The following is a 17787-nucleotide window of genomic DNA, read 5'->3' as shown; positions in this document are numbered from 1 at the left end:
GAATGCTAAGGATTTCAGAACATTTTGAATATTATCATAAAGACCATATTTCTATTTTTCAAAAAATTGAAAATTGGGAGCACTATTTTGATTTATCAACTTTAGAAGATAAAATAAATTTTGAAAATGATAAAGAAAAAAACTGTGTTTCCATTTCATTAAATAGAAATTCTGAGGAAAATCAATACTCCTGCAGTATTTCTTCGTCTTATTATATTGGTTTAGATTGTTTTCCAAATTTAGGAGCTAACATCTACATTGAGCCAAAGATTAATAATGAAGAAAAACAAGTAAATTATGTTCAAATGCTTTTGGAATCATTGAAAGAACCAGAAAACTTTGAACATTTAGACGGCTTGATCTCTATAAAATTCGATGAAGATTGGATTGAAATTGACAATCAATTACAACCACTTTTAACACCTTTTTTAATTGCCCAGTTTTTATCTGTTGTAAAAGATTTAGTAAAGAAGGGTTTGAAAAAATCATATTACGAAAAGGTTGAAAATTTAAACAATAAAGTTAAAGGAAAAGTATTGGTAGGACAACAAATCAAAAAAAATATACTTAAAAATCGTTACACAAAAACAATTTGTAAATTTCAGGCATTTGGCTTTGACATTGAATTAAACCAATTTTTGAAATTTGTTTTATCTTGTGTTTCAATTCATTTGGAAGATTATTCGAAAAATTCAGACATATATAAAAACTTAGTAGAAATTCAAAGATACTGCAATGGTGGTTTCCATCAGGTAAGCGACAATACTTTCAGTAAATTGGATTTTAAAGAGAGTAATCCGTTTTTTAAAAACTATAATCGTGCAATTCAATTAGGAAATCAAATTTTGGCGTTAAATGACTACAATATTTCTAAAAACTCCAACAAAGCAAAAACATTGCATCCGCCATTTTGGATAGATATGAGTAAGTTATTTGAATTGTTTGTATTTGGAAAACTTCGTGACAGATACTCTTTGGAAGGAGAAGTGCAATATCATAAAAAATTCAATAAACAAGAACCAGATTTTATTCTAAATACAAATTGTGGAATAAAAGCTGTTGTAGATGCGAAGTACAAACCACGTTATTTAAACGGAAATCCCACGATGGAAGATGCACGACAATTGGCTGGCTATACCAGGTTAAATAGTGTTTACAGAGAACTGGGAATCGAGAATGATGACGTTATTTCTACATATTTCATTTATCCCGGAAACTTAAATTTCACAGAAAAAGGTCAGCACACTCAAGAAGATTTCAAAGTAAAAGAAGAAACTGAAGAAATTCCCCTTTTCGAAAGTTCATTCAGAGTTTCTTCTTCATATAAAAAAATGTATTTACAAGAAATTAATTTACTTGTGAATTAAACTGTTCAGTTTAAAGTTACATTATTAAGTTTTCGAAATCTTTAGTTAAAGTCGATCGTTCAATAATGTTTTTTAAACGAAAATGACGAATGTCTCCTTTTCTTAATAAGCAATTTGCAATGATAAAAGTTTCTTCAATTTCATCTTCGTTTTCAAATGTGCTAGTAGAGCAATTGGTTATTATTCTTTGTGTAAATCTTCCTTTTCTGTCGGTATAGTTGATTTCATAAAACTTATCTTGCTCCCAAGATAAGTTTTTTATATTATTAAAGACGCTCGACGAATAATCTGGAAATTTATTTTTAGCTAAATCTGTAATTTTAAACTTCGTTGATTCAAAATCGAAATCTTGTAAATAAGATGATTTCACTTTTTTTGAAAAGTAGTCAGAATATACGATCCGTACTTTATGATTTAAAAGAATCATGTTGATGATTTCAACTAACGTATTATTAATTTGACTTTTAGGATGTCCTTCAAATGGAGTGATTTTTGGAATTTTAAATAATTTACTTCCACTCATACCCAATTGTATAATATCAATTTTTTCTTGATCAAAGATAACTTCCTCTACAATGTTAAAAGGGATAAGATCCTCGGAAAATGATTGTTTAGAAGGGTTAAACCATTTGCATTTTAATAAGAATTTGCAAGAATCTTTTTTCAACGTACCATCTTTTGGATCTCTTCTATCTTTTAAAAATTTAGAATTTTCAACAACGTCAATTACGGTCATTACTGGCGGTAAGAAATCCATATAGGACTCAGTACGAAATTTTTCTTTATCACCTTCTTCACTCCAACTGATTTTCTTTTTCCCCAATTCTGCATCAGCAGTATTTAAAATCACTTGTTTTCCTTTATATTCTTTTTTTACAGCAGTTAATTCGGTTGGAACTGTTTTTTTACCCGCAATGTTCTCTTCTATATTCTCTTTTTCTGCACTAGTAATAGGAATTATTTCGTCAATATTAAACCAAAATTTTTCGTAATTACAATTTTTAGAGTTATAGAAAGTGCCCAAAACTTGTCCTAAAAGTTTTTCTTCATTCTCAGAATCTGGATTGAATTTATTTTGCTTTAATATTTCAGTAACTACCATAAGTGGTGGGGTCATTAAAGCATTTGCTCCAATTTTCGTCTTTTGATTTAAAGAATAAGGGTGGTTTTTTAAAGAAATAAGATCACCAATTTGAAAGTTACTCATAGTAGTTGTTTAGTTTTTTATTTTCCTATATTTGATGTACTCGTAGGAAGTTGATTTTTTACATCTAGTCAGGACTACAGGACTTCGGTCTTACTGCTTTTGCAGGATAAAAGTTTGCAATGCGATATTCCCGTTACAAGGAGCATCACGCATTCAAGCCACAAGATAAGTAATTTAATTAGTAGTTCCAAATTCATTAATTCTGTTATTAAATAGGGTTTAATTGGAGCAACATTAATTAGTTGCAGTACATCTTTACGAACATTACAATGACTCAGTTAATGGGTACTAGTCCGCTCTTCGGAGGTATGTAAATTTAATAATCATTATTGCTAGAACTTTCTACGGGGTTTTTTATGAGAAATGATACAGTCAAACCAAATTGGATGAAAACCAAGGGATATTTACATTTATCCCCGAGTTTACGCATCAATGAAAATTGGAAAAGTTATCAAAAGAAAATCCAAGATCCTTCTTTCATACAGAAATATGCTTTTTATCCTTTAATGCATTCGATCATTAAAGAAAGGAAATATAAAAAAGTAAATTCGGAAAAACATTTAAATGAAAAAGAGAGGACGCATAATTTCAAACTCAATGATTTTAAATTTGAAAAAACAGCAAAAAAAAGACCTCTTCATTATGCTACACATTTTGACGCTTTAATTTATGGATATTACGCCTCAATACTAAATGAATTGTATGAAACGGCATTAAAAAAAGATCTGGAACTTGATGGTTGTGTCAATGCTTACAGGAAAATTATTTTAGAAAATACAGGAAAGGGGAAGAGTACAATTCATTTTGCTAAAGACGTTTTTGATGAAATTAAAAATCGTAGCGGCGACCAAGAGGAAGTTGGCGTGCTAACTTTCGATATTGAAAGTTTTTTTTCTAGCTTAGACCATCATTTATTAGAGAAAAAGTGGAGTGATCTGTTGAATGAGGAACAATTACCTCCAGACCATAAAAATGTATTCAACTCATGTACAAAGTTCAGTTATGTTTTAAGAGATGATTTGCGGGTCACATTGCAAAAAAGTGGTAAACGATCTGGGTTCGATGAAAAAAAATTAGCAAAAATAAGAAGAGAAAAAGGCTTCAAAAGTTTCTTTGAGTCAAATGCAGATTTTCGAAATACTATAAAACAAGGGAAATTAAGAATTTATAAAAACTCATTTTACAATAAAGAAAAAATTCAAGTAGGTATTCCTCAAGGATTACCTATAAGTGCAGTTCTTGCAAATTTATATTTGTTGGATTTTGATAAAAACATTCTAGATATAGTCGTAAAGGGTAAGGGTGGATTTTATAGAAGATATTCTGATGATATTATCATAATAGCAAATGTGGATGATCTAGGAGATATAAAAAATTATGTTGAAAATCTTATTAAACAAAGCAATCTAAAAATAAGTTCTTCAAAAACCGAATCTTTCGTTTTTAGAAAATCAATATACAATCAAGAACAAAATAGTAGACTAACTTCCTTTAAGCAAGTTGAAGGAAATGAAAGGAAAGACGCGCCTTTAATATACCTTGGATTTGAATTTCGAGGATACAATACTTGTATAAAATCAACAAATATTGCTAAATTTTATAGAAGACTAATTTCTATTGTTCGACGAAGATCTAATCGAGCAATAAGAAACAAAAATCCGAATATTCCAAAAGCAGTGTTTAAAAATCAAATTAAAAAATTATACAAAAAACCGTTACGAGATTTAGATGGGGAAAATGGAGAAATTAAACAGACGTTTCGGAATAGAACATTTCTTGTAAAAAATGCGAGAGATGAGTTCTCAATGATCGTTAAACCATCTGTAAATAAAAATAAATCCAATTATTTTAGTTACATAAAAAGGTGTGAAAAAATCTTCGACAGTAATATTTTTTCTACACAACTACGGAAAAAAGAACATTTGCTAAATACTGCAATTAATAAACATTTGAAATACTAAGATTTGTTTTTAAGAATTATCTAATATTTAAAATTGAATAAAACGAAATGACGATTTTCGAATAATTCTCTACATTGAAAAATTTAAAATCAGTATCTTGTTTGTACCTTAAAGATACAACTAATTGGTTTTCAGTACTAGTTATTTTTGAAGAAGTAAAATAAATAGTTGTAAGTAAAACTTACACTTACACTTAATTATACAACATTATACAACCGCAGTAAAACATTGTTTTACTGCGGTTTTTTTATTGATGAATACTAATTTTAAAGAATTTCAACTTCTTCGGGTATCATAAAAAAGATCATACATCCGTTTTCGGACTTCACAGAATGTTTGAAATTAGGAGGGGTATACAGATAGTCTCCTTGTTCTAAGCGAGCCCCTGCTATAATTGCATCCCCTTCCATGATAAACAACTCTTCTCCAGCAGGATGATTATGGTAAGGGTAGCTTGCTCCCGGTTCGAATTTTAAAAGTATTGTTGTAGATCTGTTTTTTTCTGGATCAAACTTTAGAGATTTTACAAATATTCCTTCGTAGTGAATTCCTTTTTCAATTAAAGGCTGCCATTCTTTTTGTTCTGTTTTTACGATGTAATCGTGGATGTTTGTGTTCATTGTAATATATTTTAGTGTGTTATTGATTTAAAAATTCTTCTAGAGTCCATTTGTAATTAGGAAAAGTACTGAGTACATGGGCTCCGGCACTGAAAGCAAAAACAGAGTAATCCAGTGGCTCTTTTAATCCAAAGGAAAAACTCATGGCAATTGCAAATAGTAGGGTAAGAACGGAGGCGCATAAAGCCGTTGTACTTACTTTATATCCTACTAAAAGTAAAACTCCTATAGATAGTTCTGCCGCAGTTGATAGTATTGCAATAGCGGGTGCGAAGGACTGAGGTAGAAAAGAATTGGTTTCAGCAGTATAGCTTACAAATTTTTTCCACCCGGAAGACTGTGCTCCCCAAAAACCTAGCCTACTGGCAGTAGCAGATAAAAAGCCTGTTGCAAGTGCTATTCTTAAAAGGAAGATGGCGAGATTCTGTTGGGTTTTCATACTTATAATTTTTATGTGATCAATTATAGGTACAAAGTTCAGTGAAAGCTATGGCTCAAAGAATAGACAATTCCGGAAAAAACATATAATATTTAACTTTTCACTGTTTTCTGATAGTCTTTTGGTGATTGTTGAGTATGTTTTTTGAAGAAATTTGAAAAATAAAAAGGATCATTAAAGCCCAGTTGATAAGCGATTTCTTTTATAGATAGCTTTTCATAAAGAAGAAGCCTTTTGGCTTCGGAAATAATAAGGCTGTAGATCACATTTTGTGCTGTTTTATTGGTGTGAAGTTTTGAAACTTCATTGAGCTTAGATTCAGTGGTTGTCAACAGATCGGCAAAACGGGAAACCTGATAATTGTTTTGAAAATTATTCCGAACACTTTCGAGGAATTTTAGAAATAAGGCATCCGGCTTCCAGATCTCATCTCCATTGGCAATTTTACTACGGTTGATTTCTATAAGTAGTAATTCAACCAGAGAATGTGTAGAGATTAAATACTGATATGGTTTTTCGCGGATCTCTTTTTCAATGAGGTCAAGTGTTTCTGAAAAAAAGAAGGTTGATGAACACTTATCATTTCATTCATTCCGAAATGACAGAATAATCCATTATGAAAAATCAGTTCAATATCACTATCGTTTTTACAAAAAAAATCAAGCGTGAATTCAAGTGCAGTTAGTTCTCCTTCCACCGATTTTAACTGATGATACTGTCCGGATGTAATGGTTACAGTTTGGGCTGCTTCCAGAATAAATACATTTTCATCAATCAGAATTTCGGCACGTCCGCTATTGCACCAAAATAAAGTGTATTTGATGACCCGTTTTGGTGCTGAAGATCCTGTTTGTCTTGAATATTTTTTTACATCAATCATTTTTATGGGGATTAGAAATGGAGTTCATTTGTTTCACGAACTAATGGTTTTCTTTTAATCTAAATTACAAAAAAAGCTGAAGTAAAATGATGGTGCAAGACTCTATTTTGGTGATTTTGATAGTATGCGAACTTGGTGATTTTTTATGTAGAATGTCGGATTATAAATGGATGATCAAATTTTAACAAGAAAATAAAATATATTCTTTTTATCTGTATATTTGCCTTTATTTAGAATAAATAAAAATACATCTAAAAAGATAACAAAAAATTGAAAAATCAGGTAGAACAATTTCACTTGTGAAAAGACGAATTATTCTGCTTTAATAAATAAAAACAATGAGATAATAAAGCCTATATGTCGCGATAGAAATAGGCTGTCAGCAATTTTTTAGCATTTTTTATCAGTGATAAATATAGTGGACCTTATTAAAAACTAAGAAAATTATGGAACAACAAAGTAAAAGAATTGTAGCACTGGATTTGATCAAAGGAATGAGTGTTATAGGGATGATTATTATACATACCTTGCTCATCAATGCAAATGTACAATCACGATCTGAAACCGCTATTGGGGGCTTTATTGTCTTTTTGGGCAGAGGAACTTCTATTTTTCTGATCTGTATGGGGATCACCTTTATGACTTCCAGTCATCAAAGTCTTAAAAGTTCAATAAAACGGGGAGGGCTCCTTTTACTGGCTGCTTTTTTCATGAATTTTATGAAATTCATTATTCCCGTTATTTTTGGTTTTGCTTCCGAAGACTTCATTCAAAAGTTTGGATGGCATGGTCCCATAGAACAACAATATTTGTATTTGGTATTATTAGGTGATATTTTACAATTGGCCGGAATATCTTTACTGTTTGTTGGATTTATCAGAAAGTATGTGAAAAATAAATTTGGTATTCTGGCTATTGGATTATTAATAGCATTAGTGTCGAAAGAGATAAGTGGAATTAATATGGATTATCCGGTTCTTAATTATATCTCAGATCTTTTTTTTAGCAACGATTTTCCTGCTAATGTCTATTTTCCAGTCTTTCCATGGATGTCTTTTATCATTATTGGGATGTTTTTTGGTAAATGGTTTCAGGAGACCAATTATGACAGTAAAAAGTTATTTAAGAATATGTTATATGTAGGGCTCTTGTTCATTGCTGTTGGAGCGCCTCTGGTTTTTCTATACGGAGACTATAATTATGGTGGTTTTTACCACATGGGACCTGGTGGGGTAATTTATTTTGCAGGATGGACATTGATTTTTCTATGGGCAATTTTTAATATATCCTTAAAGATGAAAGAAAATGCTTTTATGAGAATTTTAAAGTATTGCAGTAGAAATCTAACGTCAATGTATATGATACAATGGATATTAATATCTTGGGGTAAGGGGATCTTTGGATATAGACAACACGGAATAGGGTTCGTATTTTTATTGATCGTACTTTACATGATTCTAACGTTTTCAGTTCAGATCTCCTTAGACCTCCTAAGAAAGAAGAAACCGTTGATTATGTTTCGTCGAATCTCAACTGATGAAGCTGTTTTGAAATAAAACGGTGATTTTAAGAAATAAAAATATTTTTTCAATTAGGACTTCCAAAACAAAACAATGGATTTGATTGTTACTTTGTTTTGGAAGTTTTGATTGATTTAAGTGTTTTCTATTTAGAGCAATTTTTGTCTAGGGCAATTTTCCCATACTATTTTGTTGGTCTATTTTTTCCATTTCTATTTTATAAAACCTCAAATCCTTTCGTGTAAGATTCTTATAATTTTCTTCAAGATCTATTAAAGTTTTTTTCATGAAATTTTCTAATTTATTGCCTTTATTCTTTCTCGCCAATTCATCTCTCATTGTAAGAATTTCTTCGGTAGCAGACACTTCATCAGTCAATAATTGCGTAATATTTTTTTTTGATTTTACACAACCTGATTGATAGGTTATTAATAATGGATTTTTAGAATAAATACGATAAATTGTCAGAAATCTCTTATCATTTCTTTTGAATAACTCCTGACTTGAATAAATTCTTAATGAATTGCTTCCGTGTTTTGCAAAAAAATAAAGCTCATCATTATTAGCTATTTTCGATAGTTTTTTAAAATAATTATAAATCTTACTCTCCCGGCCATCTATGTCAATATGAGGTGATTCAGCGTAGGAAATGGTATCCAAACTCTTTGCTAGCAGTTTTACATTATTTGAAATCTGAGCATTAAAAAAAGGAAAGAAAAAGATAAAAACTATTTTTAGTTTCATAGCATTATTTGTATTGAATCAAATTTAGTATTTAATTATTATTTTGAAATATTAACCAATAGAATTTACTCTAAAGTAAAAAGAAAAATAAGTACATTCGTTTAGTTAAATTTTAAATAAAATTCAAATGAAATATTCTAAAATTATTCTGGTTCTTACTGTACTGTTATTTCAGTTCAGCTTTGCACAGGAAAAAGCAGATGTTGTTTTAAATAAGGCGTTAACTGAAGCCAAAAAAGAGAATAAAAATGTGCTCCTGGTTTTTCATGCTTCATGGTGCCAGTGGTGTAAATTGATGGAGAAAAATATGAATCTTCCTGAAACAAAACCTCTTTTTGATAAAAACTATGTGACTGCTTATGTAGATGTTCAGGAAAGAGGAGAAAAAAAAGCTCTTGAGAATCCAGGCGGACAGGAAATAATGAATAAGTATAAAGGTGAAAATGCCGGCCTTCCTTTTTGGTTGGTATTAAACCCTAAAGGTGAAGTTCTGGCAGATTCTTTTAATGACAAAGGAGAAAATCTGGGATCTCCGGCAACTCCTGAAGAAGTAGATGTATTTTTAGCAAAACTGGAAAAAACTACAAAATTGAATAAGCAGGAACTTGCAGTAATTCAGAAAGTTTTTGTAAAGAAAAAAACGCAATAAGAAAACTATTATATAATAAAAACACCCCAGGATCAATTGATCCTGGGGTGTTTTGTTTTAATTATTTTTTACCAAAAAATATTTGATCTTTTTTTTGCTGTTCCAGATAGATCTCCTGGAAATTCATAGGCATCGACTGAAAAATAACATTCCAGTGCTGTATTTTAGTGTGCTTTTTGAAACTTTCAAAAGACCGCACAAAAAGATTTTCAATAATGTCTTTTACATAGGAATCGGCATTTCTATAAATCCCTTCCATCAGCTTGATGTGATGGCCGATAATATTAATTTTAGATTCCCTCAAAAGGTTCTTTAAGTAGTTTACAGTTGATTGGATAATACCTGCAAAGTTTTTTTGCACCGATAACTGAGTAATTTCACTTCTAAGAGTGGGATAGAAAAATTTTAAATACTCAACAGCTGTCTCTTCATTCATAGTTTGCATTGGCTCGTTCATCATAAATAATATTTTATTTTTCAAACACTTTTAGTGCCGCCAAAATTGTACCAAACTTATAAACATGCTGCAAAAATAAATACGCCAATAAGCAATGCTATGTGAGTGGCTAATATTTCAATATTGTGTCTGGAATTCGACTCTTTCCACTGTTTCCAATCGAATTGTTTTCTGATTTTTGTTTTCATAATGATGAGAATTGTGTAATGAAATAGTTGAAAAATGTAATAAAAAAATAAAGTGTCAGATTTTCAGAAATGTTTTATTTCAAAAAAGATTTGAAAAATGACAAATGTTCATTTATTTTGGAATCACTGCCATTATATGCCATGGGTATATATTTGTTTGGCATATATTTTCTGTAAATCCAGAGACATGTGATTAAAGATCGCTTTTCGGTATTCTTCACTACAAAAACGAGTAACATTATCCAGTGAATAAATAAATGTACACTCTATAGCACTTTTAAGCATAGCATCTCCATTTTTATAGATGTTACTCATCTTCTTTAAGCTTTTAAATAAGAGTGTTCTTTCATTTTGGCGGATCATTCTTTTGATATGATCTGTAAAAGTGTTCATGGCATGATAAGAACTCTGTGTCTTGTTTTCATCTAATTCGTACTGAATACCAGGAATTACTTCTGTAATCTCCTGAACGGCTTGTAAATAGTTCATATTAATAATGGTTTTGTTCTAAAAATTTTATAAATCCTCCAAAAATAAAGATCACTAAGAACGCGATGAAAAGCATATGATAAGGTTTCATCCATTTTGGGGTTTTTGGTCCTCTGCTTTTTAATCTTCTTAATCTGTCGATTCTGTTTAAAGTCTTTAAGTCCATTTTTTATGTTTTGAGAATGATGATGCCAATTGTATTCCTTTAGAAATGTGTTTTGTTTAAATTGCTATAATTCAGTGTTTTACTGATTTGATGTTTCGTTTTTTAGGTTTAAAATCATTTCAAAATGATAAGGTTATTATCAGAATGAAATGCTGTTTGATATTTGATATTATTAATATCTTTGCAATCCATAAAAATCAAAAATGTTTTCAAAAATTATAGTACACAGAGTAGGAAATAAGATCAACGGAGAGTCTTTAATACTTTCTCAGGAGGAATTGCAGCTGGAAGAAGGGATGGCAGAGATGCTTGAAGATTACTTTTTAGGTTCTTTTAAAACAGAGGAAACGTACCAGTTTTATAGTGATACTTATTTAGTGAATAATCCTGTCTACAGTTCCGTAACGGAAATTTTTGAGGATAAAGCTAAGTTCCTTTGGGAAGCTGAAAATATCGCTAAGCATCTTTTTGAAGCTGCAGAGAACCCAAGAGTTCAGGGTGGAGAGTTGTTTATTGTTTTCTTTGAAGATGAGAGGGAAGGTGATGAGAAAGTGGATAAAATTGGAATTTTTAAAACTGAAAAAAGAGAATCTTTCTTAAAAATATTTCCGCAGGAAGAAACTTTTGCATTGGAAAAAGATCAGGGGATCGGATTGTCAAAAATTGATAAAGCTGCGCTGATTTACAATAACCACAAAGAGAACGGGTATGTATTGTCTGTAGTAGACAATAACAAAAACGGGGATATGTATTACTGGTTTGAAGATTTCTTAAAAGTAAAACAGCGTGATGACGAATATTTCCATACTCAGGAGGCTTTAATGGTCTATAAAGATTATATTACAAAACAGCTTCCTCAGGAGTTTGAAGTTTCTAAAGCGGACCAGGCCGACTTTTTAAATAAATCGATTAATTTCTTTAAAGAAAAAGAAGAATTTAAGCTCGATGATTTTGCAACCGAAGTATTGGGTGATCAACATGTGATTGAAAGCTTCGTCAATTTTAAAACAGATTACGAACAGGATATGCAGATCAACATAGCAGAAGAGTTTCCAATCAGCGAAGCCGCGGTTAAAAAGACCCAGCGACATTTTAAAAGTATCATTAAATTAGACAAGAATTTCCATATCTATATCCATGGAGACCGAAAAATGCTGGAGCAGGGACAGGACGAGAAAGGGAAGTTCTATATGTTGTATTTTGATAAGGAAGTGTAGGGGAGTTGAGAGGCGAAAGGGCGAAAAGGCAAAATCGCTGAATTGCGGAATCGTTAAATTGTAAAATTGTAAAACTGTAAAATTGCGAAATTGTAAAACTGTCAAATGCGGATTACAGGATAAGATAAATAAGTAAGAAGGGCAAAAGCAATTTTGCCCTTTTGCTTTTTTGCCCATTTACCGGTCAACAGTTCATAATTTAACAATTTGCCGATGGTCAATTCCCTTTTTTTCCATTATTTTGTCCTATGAAACCTACAATAATCGATTTATCAAAGCCTATTCAATATAATGCCGGAGACCCCTGGTTTATGAAAGTAAAGATCAAACATAAACCCCACAAAAGAGCACACTGGCTTATCCGGCTGGCTCTACAACTTCCATCAAAACTTTTTCCTAAAAACTGGACAGGCTGGGCAGATGATACCATCAAAAATATGGGACTTCATTCGACCACTCATATTGATGCTCCATGGCATTATGGTCCCGTGGTTGAGGGAAAGCCGGCTAAAACAATTGACCAGATTCCTTTGGAATGGTGCTATGGAGAAGGAATTGTAATTGATTGCACTCATAAGGAAGATTTTGTAGCCATTACAATAGAGGATCTCAAAAAAGATCTTGATAAAAACAGCATTACGATTGAAGAAGGTAATATTGTCCTTATCAAAACAGGAAGGGACAAGATGATGGGAACCCCGGATTTTGTAGAAAAAGGAACAGGAATGAGTAAAGAAGCCACCGAATGGCTGATTGATCAAGGGGTAAAAGTAATGGGCATCGATCAGTGGGGTTGGGATCTGCCATTAAAATTTATGGCTAAAAAAGCAAAGGAGATGAACGACCCTGAGTATTTCTGGGAGGCACATCGTGTCGGTATAGAAAAAGAATATTTACATATAGAGCAACTTACTAACCTTGGTGCATTACCGGCTTCCGGATTTAAAATATGTGTATTTCCATTGAAGATTGTAGGTGGTTCTGCTGCGCCGGCAAGGGTTGTGGCGATACTTAATTCTTAACATCAGGAGCAAAGAATGAATGGTACTTTTATAATTACTATTCATTCTTTGCTTATGTGTTTTGATTATTTTTTTCCAAAGAACATAGCTCTGCTGTATTCATAGTTCATTCGGGCTATATTGAGGACAGAGATTCCTTGTGGACATTCCACTTCACAGGCTTCCGTATTAGAGCAGTGGCCAAATAATTCCTTATCCATCTGCCGGACCATTTTAAGAACACGTTCGCTCCTTTCTTCTTTTCCTTGCGGAAGCAACGCCATATGACTGATTTTAGCAGAGGTAAACAATGCTGCACTTGCATTTTTACAGGTGGCCACACAGGCACCACATCCGATGCAGGCGGCAGAATCAAAAGCCTCTTCAGCGACCTGGTGAGTGACCGCTATTGCGGTTGCATCCGGAGCTTGTCCCGTATTCACGGATACAAAACCTCCTGAAGAAATAATTCTGTCGAATGCAGAGCGGTCTACCTTCAAATCTCTCTTTATTGGAAATGCTTCAGCACGGAACGGTTCTATGACAATGGTTTCCCCGTCTTTAAAGGAACGGAGGTGAAGCTGACATGTAGTTGTGTTTTCCAACGGACCATGGGCTAAACCATTGATCATCATTCCACATTGTCCACAGATGCCTTCACGACAGTCGTGATCAAATTCTACCGGCTCTTCTCCTTCAGTGATGAGTTTTTCATTTAAGGTATCAAGCATCTCAAGAAAAGACATATGGGAATTCAATTCTTTTAAATCATAATTTACCAGCTTTCCTTCAGTGCTTTTGTCTTTCTGTCTCCATATTTTAAGATGTAAATCCATAATTTCTGTTTTTTATTTATAGCTTCTTACGGTGGGTTGTATTTCTTCAAATACAAGCGGTTCTTTAATTAATTCAGGTTCCTGATTTTCACCAGTCCACGCCCATGCAGAAATAAACTGGAATTCAGAATCATTTCTCAGGGCTTCTCCGTCCGGAGTTTGATATTCTTCACGGAAATGGGCACCACAGGATTCATTTCTGGTAAGGGCATCATAACACATCAGCTCGCCGATTTCAAAATAGTCGGCAACACGGCCCGCTTTTTCCAACTCGGTATTCATGTTATTTCCATGTCCGGAAACCCTTACATTTTTATAGAATTCTGCTTTAAGTTTCTGTATTTCTTCAATGGCATATTTCAGACCTTCTTTATTTCTGGCTAATCCACAGTAATCATAAAGCAACTTTCCTAAGGTTTTATGATAATGATCAACGGTTTTTGTGCCCTTGATATTAATTAAGTCTTCAATTTGTTGCTTGACTGCATTTTCAGCTTTTTCAAATGCCGGATCTTCCGTTGATATTTTACCGGTATGAATTTCATTAGAGAGATAATTAGCAATGGTGTAAGGGGCTATAAAATAACCATCTACAGAAGCCTGAAGAAGAGAGTTAGCGCCCAGTCTGTTGGCTCCATGATCTGCAAAATTGGCTTCACCTAAAGCAAACAATCCCGGAATAGTGGTCATCAGTTCATAATCTACCCATAAACCTCCCATTGAAAAGTGGGCGGAAGGGGAGATCATCATGGGCTCTTTGTATGCATCATAGCCTGTAATTTTAAGATACATGTCAAACAGGTTTCCATATTTTTCCTGGATCTTCTCCTTTCCCTGCTCTCTGATCGCTTTGGAAAAATCGAGATATACCGCATTTTTCAGAGGACCGATTCCAAAACCAGTATCAATTCTTTCTTTCGCAGCTCTGGATGATATATCTCTGGGAGCCAGATTTCCAAAAGCCGGATATCTTCTTTCAAGATAATAATCCCTTTCGTTTTCAGGAATGTCATTAGATGGTCTCGTCTCATTTTCCTTTAAAGGAACCCATATTCTGCCATCATTACGCAGAGATTCAGACATAAGGGTAAGTTTTGATTGATAATCTCCGGATTGGGGAAGTGAAGTAGGGTGTACCTGAATCCAGCTTGGGGAAGCCATCAGCGCTCCTTTTTTATGTGCTCTCCATATAGCAGATCCATTGCATCCCATGGCTAATGTGGAAAGGTAATAGATCTTACCATATCCGCCGGTTGCCAGTACAACAGCATGAGCTGAATGTCTTTCAATCTCTCCGGTATCTAAATTTCTGACAATAATTCCTCTTGCTTTTCCGTCGATGATGACGAGATCAAGCATTTCATGTCTGGAAAATAGCTGTACTGTATTTTTACCAACCTGTCTCATTAAAGCCTGGTAAGCCCCAAGTAACAGTTGCTGGCCGGTTTGCCCCCGTGCATAAAATGTGCGGCTTACCTGAACACCGCCAAAAGAGCGGTTATTAAGATAACCTCCATATTCTCTGCCAAAAGGGACTCCCTGTGCCACTGCCTGATCGATGAGGTTTAATGAACATTCTGCCATACGGTATACGTTCGCTTCCCGGGCTCTGAAATCTCCGCCCTTCAATGTGTCAACGAACATTCTGTATACACTATCTCCGTCATTTTTGTAGTTCTTAGCTGCATTTACACCTCCCTGGGCTGCTACAGAATGGGCTCTTCTCGGGCTGTCCTGAAAGCAAAATGATTTCACATGATACCCCATTTCCCCTAAAGACGCTGCGATAGAGCTCCCTGCTAGTCCGGTACCCACTACGATAACGTCCAGTTTTTTGCGGTTGGCGGGATTTACAAGTTTTGCTGTTTTTTTATAATTAGTCCATTTTTGTTCCAATGGCCCCTGCGGTATTTTAGAATCTAACATCTTCATTTTTTTTAATTAGCGGTAAAGAATATATAAATGGGCATGAGTGCAAATCCAATACTGATAATAACTGAATAAGCAATTCCTATGGTTTTAAACCACTTGACAAACTTTGGGTGATAAAGTCCCAGTGTTCTCACCGCACTGTATATCCCGTGAATAAGATGATAGCATAAAGCGACCATAGAAATCACATAAATGATCACATACCACCATTCTTTAAAGACCGTTACCACCAGAATATAAAGATCTTTGTTACCATTGTTATCCAATGGAGGGCTTCCGAACTTATAGACATACCAGAAATTCTGAAAGTGAATCACCAGAAAGATGAGAATCAAAGTTCCTAATATTCCCATATTACGGGAATACCATTTGCTGGCTCTTCCACGTCGGTCGGTCCGGTAATGTCCACTGGATTTTTTGTTTCTTAATGTAATGATCAAACCGTCTACAGCATGAAGGATAATGCTTACATACAAGACGTAGGAAACTATTTTAATAACAATATTACCCGAAAGAAAATGAGAATAAGCATTGAACTGTAAGTGAGCTTGCTCCTGAGCGAGAAACAGCTGAAGATTTCCCAGAAAATGGATCAGCAGGAAGAAACTCAGGAAAAGTCCTGTGAGGCACATCAGCATTTTTCTTGATAAGGTAGATAGCATAATTTTGTTTTTTTGTTTAATAATATCCCAGTACTTTCATCCAAAGACCCCCTACTACCATGTAAATAATAAGAAGTACAATTCCTATTTCCAGACCACGAAGCCACCATGCCTTTAATTCCACATATCCACTTCCGAAAAATACGGGAGCCGGGCCGTGGCCATAATGAGTAAGTACTCCATAAATAGAGCCAAGGAAACCAAGCATCATTGCCAGTAACATTGGCGGAATTCCCACTGCAACTCCCACTCCTAATAGGGCAGCATACATCGCAGCTACGTGAGCCGTAGCACTGGCAAAAATATAATGACTGAAAAAGTAAACGACGATAATCACAGGGAAAGCTACCTGCCAGCTGAGCCCTCCGATTTTAACCTTGATAAGATCACTGAACCATCCGATGAAGCCAAGCTCATTGAGTGAACTAGCCATCATTACCAGTACGGCAAACCATACGATGGTATCCCATGCCCCTTTTTCGGATTTTACATCCTCCCAGGTAAGTACTGAAGTTAAAAGCAATAAGGTTAAACCAATAAAGGCTGTAGTAGTGGCATCAATTGAAAGTGCTCCCCCAAATATCCAGAGTCCCAATAAAATAAAGAACGCGAGTAACATCAGCCACTCATTTCTTGAGATAGGACCCATTTCTTTTAGCTTTTGAGCCGCCATTTTAGGGGCATCTCCTGTTTTCTTTAATTCAGGTGGGTATAGTTTGTACAAAACCAAAGGAACGACAAAGAATGCTACAAGACCAGGCACAAAACCCGCCGCAGCCCAGGACATCCATGTAATATTGATCCCAAGGTTAGCTGCAAATTTCTGACACATAGGGTTACTTGCTGTTCCAGTTAAGAACATGGAGGAGGCAATGAGATTCATATAATAACTGTTGAGGGTCAGAAATGCTCCTAATTTTCTATGGGTTTCAGGTTTTTCAGGAACGGAGTCGAAGCTGATCGCCATCGATTTCATGATAGGATAAATAATCCCACCCCCACGTGCAGTGTTACTTGGAATAGCAGGAGCAAGGCAGACATCTGCCAGTCCTAAACCATATGCAAGACCGAGGGAGCTTTTACCAAAAATTCTTATGAATAAAAAAGCAATCCGATTTCCCAGTCCGGTTTTTATAAATCCACGGGCAATAAAAAATGAAATTCCGATCAGCCAGATCACTTTATCTCCAAAGCCGGAAAGTGCTTTAGTGATTGCTTTTCCCGCATCTCCAGGTGCGACCACCTGAGTTAGCGCCGTAAATGCGATTGCCATCATACACATCGTTCCCATAGGGGCGGCTTTCAGGATAATTCCTAAAATTGTTGCTGCAAAAATGGCAAAGAGATGCCAGGCATCAGCAGTAACACCTACGGGTTCAGGAATAAACCAGATAATAAGAGCAACCGCAAAAGTTATTGCTATATTTTTAATATTAATTTCTTTCATACTAT

Annotated in this window: 19 protein-coding genes; 6 read left to right on the top strand and 13 right to left on the bottom strand. The window is 34.1% G+C overall.

What is annotated here, in order from left to right; translation table 11 throughout:
• The first annotated feature begins 2 nt into the window (after positions 1-2).
• Positions 3-1367: a 5-methylcytosine restriction system specificity protein McrC gene (locus CEY12_RS09200; protein WP_089027416.1), complete on the top strand. Its 1365-nt coding sequence runs from the start codon at positions 3-5 to the stop codon at positions 1365-1367.
• Positions 1368-1383: 16 nt separating this feature from the next.
• Here CEY12_RS09200 and CEY12_RS09195 read toward each other — a convergent pair whose 3' ends face one another.
• The gene (locus tag CEY12_RS09195) at positions 1384-2574 is read right to left on the bottom strand and encodes a hypothetical protein (RefSeq protein ID WP_089027415.1); all 1191 of its coding nucleotides are present in this window, start codon (positions 2572-2574) and stop codon (positions 1384-1386) included.
• A 386-nt stretch (positions 2575-2960) separates the two neighbouring features.
• On the opposite strand from CEY12_RS09195, the gene CEY12_RS09190 reads away from it, so the two are divergent.
• On the top strand, positions 2961-4535 hold the full coding sequence (locus tag CEY12_RS09190; protein WP_228409829.1) for a reverse transcriptase domain-containing protein: 1575 nt from the start codon (positions 2961-2963) through the stop codon (positions 4533-4535).
• Between the two features lie 266 nt (positions 4536-4801).
• On the opposite strand, the gene CEY12_RS09185 is transcribed toward CEY12_RS09190, so the two are convergent.
• The 4 genes from CEY12_RS09185 to CEY12_RS22590 form a co-directional block, all read right to left on the bottom strand.
• Positions 4802-5155: a cupin domain-containing protein gene (locus tag CEY12_RS09185; protein ID WP_089027413.1), complete on the bottom strand. Its 354-nt coding sequence runs from the start codon at positions 5153-5155 to the stop codon at positions 4802-4804.
• Between the two features lie 19 nt (positions 5156-5174).
• The gene (locus tag CEY12_RS09180; protein ID WP_089027412.1) at positions 5175-5594 is read right to left on the bottom strand and encodes a DoxX protein; all 420 of its coding nucleotides are present in this window, start codon (positions 5592-5594) and stop codon (positions 5175-5177) included.
• 92 nt (positions 5595-5686) lie between these two features.
• Positions 5687-5926, bottom strand: a complete 240-nt coding sequence (locus CEY12_RS22595; RefSeq protein ID WP_228409828.1) for a helix-turn-helix domain-containing protein — start codon at positions 5924-5926, stop codon at positions 5687-5689.
• Positions 5927-6090: 164 nt separating this feature from the next.
• Entirely contained in the window at positions 6091-6474 is a 384-nt protein-coding gene (locus CEY12_RS22590) for a hypothetical protein (protein ID WP_228409827.1), read from the bottom strand.
• Between the two features lie 446 nt (positions 6475-6920).
• Here CEY12_RS22590 and CEY12_RS09170 point away from each other — a divergent pair, with 446 nt between their 5' ends.
• The gene (locus tag CEY12_RS09170) at positions 6921-8030 is read left to right on the top strand and encodes a heparan-alpha-glucosaminide N-acetyltransferase domain-containing protein (protein ID WP_089027411.1); all 1110 of its coding nucleotides are present in this window, start codon (positions 6921-6923) and stop codon (positions 8028-8030) included.
• Positions 8031-8159: 129 nt separating this feature from the next.
• Here the strand turns inward: CEY12_RS09170 and CEY12_RS09165 are convergent, their stop codons facing one another.
• Positions 8160-8738: a hypothetical protein gene (locus CEY12_RS09165; protein WP_089027410.1), complete on the bottom strand. Its 579-nt coding sequence runs from the start codon at positions 8736-8738 to the stop codon at positions 8160-8162.
• A 127-nt stretch (positions 8739-8865) separates the two neighbouring features.
• Here CEY12_RS09165 and CEY12_RS09160 point away from each other — a divergent pair, with 127 nt between their 5' ends.
• Positions 8866-9387 carry a thioredoxin family protein gene (locus CEY12_RS09160; protein ID WP_089027409.1) on the top strand — a complete coding sequence of 174 codons (522 nt, stop codon included), beginning with the start codon at positions 8866-8868 and terminating at the stop codon, positions 9385-9387.
• 61 nt (positions 9388-9448) lie between these two features.
• Here the strand turns inward: CEY12_RS09160 and CEY12_RS09155 are convergent, their stop codons facing one another.
• From CEY12_RS09155 to CEY12_RS09145, 3 genes are all read right to left on the bottom strand, one after another.
• The gene (locus tag CEY12_RS09155; RefSeq protein ID WP_089027408.1) at positions 9449-9847 is read right to left on the bottom strand and encodes a hypothetical protein; all 399 of its coding nucleotides are present in this window, start codon (positions 9845-9847) and stop codon (positions 9449-9451) included.
• Between the two features lie 317 nt (positions 9848-10164).
• A complete protein-coding gene (locus tag CEY12_RS09150) occupies positions 10165-10521 on the bottom strand; it encodes a hypothetical protein (RefSeq protein WP_089027407.1) in 357 nt (118 codons plus the stop codon).
• Position 10522: 1 nt separating this feature from the next.
• Positions 10523-10687 (bottom strand): hypothetical protein, encoded by a 165-nt coding sequence (locus CEY12_RS09145; RefSeq protein WP_228409826.1) that lies wholly within the window; start codon positions 10685-10687, stop codon positions 10523-10525.
• Positions 10688-10890: 203 nt separating this feature from the next.
• On the opposite strand from CEY12_RS09145, the gene CEY12_RS09140 reads away from it, so the two are divergent.
• Both CEY12_RS09140 and CEY12_RS09135 read left to right on the top strand, forming a co-directional pair.
• Positions 10891-11904, top strand: a complete 1014-nt coding sequence (locus CEY12_RS09140) for a nucleoid-associated protein (RefSeq protein ID WP_089027406.1) — start codon at positions 10891-10893, stop codon at positions 11902-11904.
• Positions 11905-12152: 248 nt separating this feature from the next.
• Positions 12153-12926 carry a cyclase family protein gene (locus CEY12_RS09135; protein ID WP_089027405.1) on the top strand — a complete coding sequence of 258 codons (774 nt, stop codon included), beginning with the start codon at positions 12153-12155 and terminating at the stop codon, positions 12924-12926.
• A gap of 65 nt (positions 12927-12991) precedes the next feature.
• On the opposite strand, the gene CEY12_RS09130 is transcribed toward CEY12_RS09135, so the two are convergent.
• Genes CEY12_RS09130 through CEY12_RS09115 form a run of 4 tightly spaced genes read right to left on the bottom strand, consistent with a single transcriptional unit; the run spans position 12992 to position 17782 of the window.
• Positions 12992-13741, bottom strand: coding sequence for a succinate dehydrogenase/fumarate reductase iron-sulfur subunit (locus CEY12_RS09130; RefSeq protein WP_089027404.1), 750 nt, complete (start codon positions 13739-13741; stop codon positions 12992-12994).
• Between the two features lie 12 nt (positions 13742-13753).
• Positions 13754-15667 (bottom strand): fumarate reductase/succinate dehydrogenase flavoprotein subunit, encoded by a 1914-nt coding sequence (locus tag CEY12_RS09125; protein WP_410493915.1) that lies wholly within the window; start codon positions 15665-15667, stop codon positions 13754-13756.
• Between the two features lie 11 nt (positions 15668-15678).
• Positions 15679-16335 (bottom strand): succinate dehydrogenase cytochrome b subunit, encoded by a 657-nt coding sequence (locus CEY12_RS09120; RefSeq protein ID WP_089027402.1) that lies wholly within the window; start codon positions 16333-16335, stop codon positions 15679-15681.
• A 16-nt stretch (positions 16336-16351) separates the two neighbouring features.
• A complete protein-coding gene (locus CEY12_RS09115; protein ID WP_089027401.1) occupies positions 16352-17782 on the bottom strand; it encodes an anion permease in 1431 nt (476 codons plus the stop codon).
• Positions 17783-17787 lie beyond the last annotated feature (5 nt).

This window comes from Chryseobacterium sp. T16E-39 (assembly GCF_002216065.1).
In the GTDB taxonomy this organism is placed as follows: Bacteria; Bacteroidota; Bacteroidia; order Flavobacteriales; family Weeksellaceae; genus Chryseobacterium.
This window is presented reverse-complemented; position numbering and strand designations above follow the sequence as displayed.

Excerpts from the sequence above, each read along its gene's own strand:
- CEY12_RS09200 (WP_089027416.1), top strand. The coding sequence starts at position 3 with ATGCTAAGGATTTCAGAACATTTTGAATATTATCATAAAGACCATATT.
- CEY12_RS09195 (WP_089027415.1), bottom strand. The coding sequence starts at position 2,574 with ATGAGTAACTTTCAAATTGGTGATCTTATTTCTTTAAAAAACCACCCT.
- CEY12_RS09190 (WP_228409829.1), top strand. The coding sequence starts at position 2,961 with ATGAAAACCAAGGGATATTTACATTTATCCCCGAGTTTACGCATCAAT.
- CEY12_RS09185 (WP_089027413.1), bottom strand. The coding sequence starts at position 5,155 with ATGAACACAAACATCCACGATTACATCGTAAAAACAGAACAAAAAGAA.
- CEY12_RS09180 (WP_089027412.1), bottom strand. The coding sequence starts at position 5,594 with ATGAAAACCCAACAGAATCTCGCCATCTTCCTTTTAAGAATAGCACTT.
- CEY12_RS22590 (WP_228409827.1), bottom strand. The coding sequence starts at position 6,474 with ATGATTGATGTAAAAAAATATTCAAGACAAACAGGATCTTCAGCACCA.
- CEY12_RS09170 (WP_089027411.1), top strand. The coding sequence starts at position 6,921 with ATGGAACAACAAAGTAAAAGAATTGTAGCACTGGATTTGATCAAAGGA.
- CEY12_RS09165 (WP_089027410.1), bottom strand. The coding sequence starts at position 8,738 with ATGAAACTAAAAATAGTTTTTATCTTTTTCTTTCCTTTTTTTAATGCT.
- CEY12_RS09160 (WP_089027409.1), top strand. The coding sequence starts at position 8,866 with ATGAAATATTCTAAAATTATTCTGGTTCTTACTGTACTGTTATTTCAG.
- CEY12_RS09155 (WP_089027408.1), bottom strand. The coding sequence starts at position 9,847 with ATGATGAACGAGCCAATGCAAACTATGAATGAAGAGACAGCTGTTGAG.
- CEY12_RS09150 (WP_089027407.1), bottom strand. The coding sequence starts at position 10,521 with ATGAACTATTTACAAGCCGTTCAGGAGATTACAGAAGTAATTCCTGGT.
- CEY12_RS09145 (WP_228409826.1), bottom strand. The coding sequence starts at position 10,687 with ATGGACTTAAAGACTTTAAACAGAATCGACAGATTAAGAAGATTAAAA.
- CEY12_RS09140 (WP_089027406.1), top strand. The coding sequence starts at position 10,891 with ATGTTTTCAAAAATTATAGTACACAGAGTAGGAAATAAGATCAACGGA.
- CEY12_RS09135 (WP_089027405.1), top strand. The coding sequence starts at position 12,153 with ATGAAACCTACAATAATCGATTTATCAAAGCCTATTCAATATAATGCC.
- CEY12_RS09130 (WP_089027404.1), bottom strand. The coding sequence starts at position 13,741 with ATGGATTTACATCTTAAAATATGGAGACAGAAAGACAAAAGCACTGAA.
- CEY12_RS09125 (WP_410493915.1), bottom strand. The coding sequence starts at position 15,667 with ATGTTAGATTCTAAAATACCGCAGGGGCCATTGGAACAAAAATGGACT.
- CEY12_RS09120 (WP_089027402.1), bottom strand. The coding sequence starts at position 16,335 with ATGCTATCTACCTTATCAAGAAAAATGCTGATGTGCCTCACAGGACTT.
- CEY12_RS09115 (WP_089027401.1), bottom strand. The coding sequence starts at position 17,782 with ATGAAAGAAATTAATATTAAAAATATAGCAATAACTTTTGCGGTTGCT.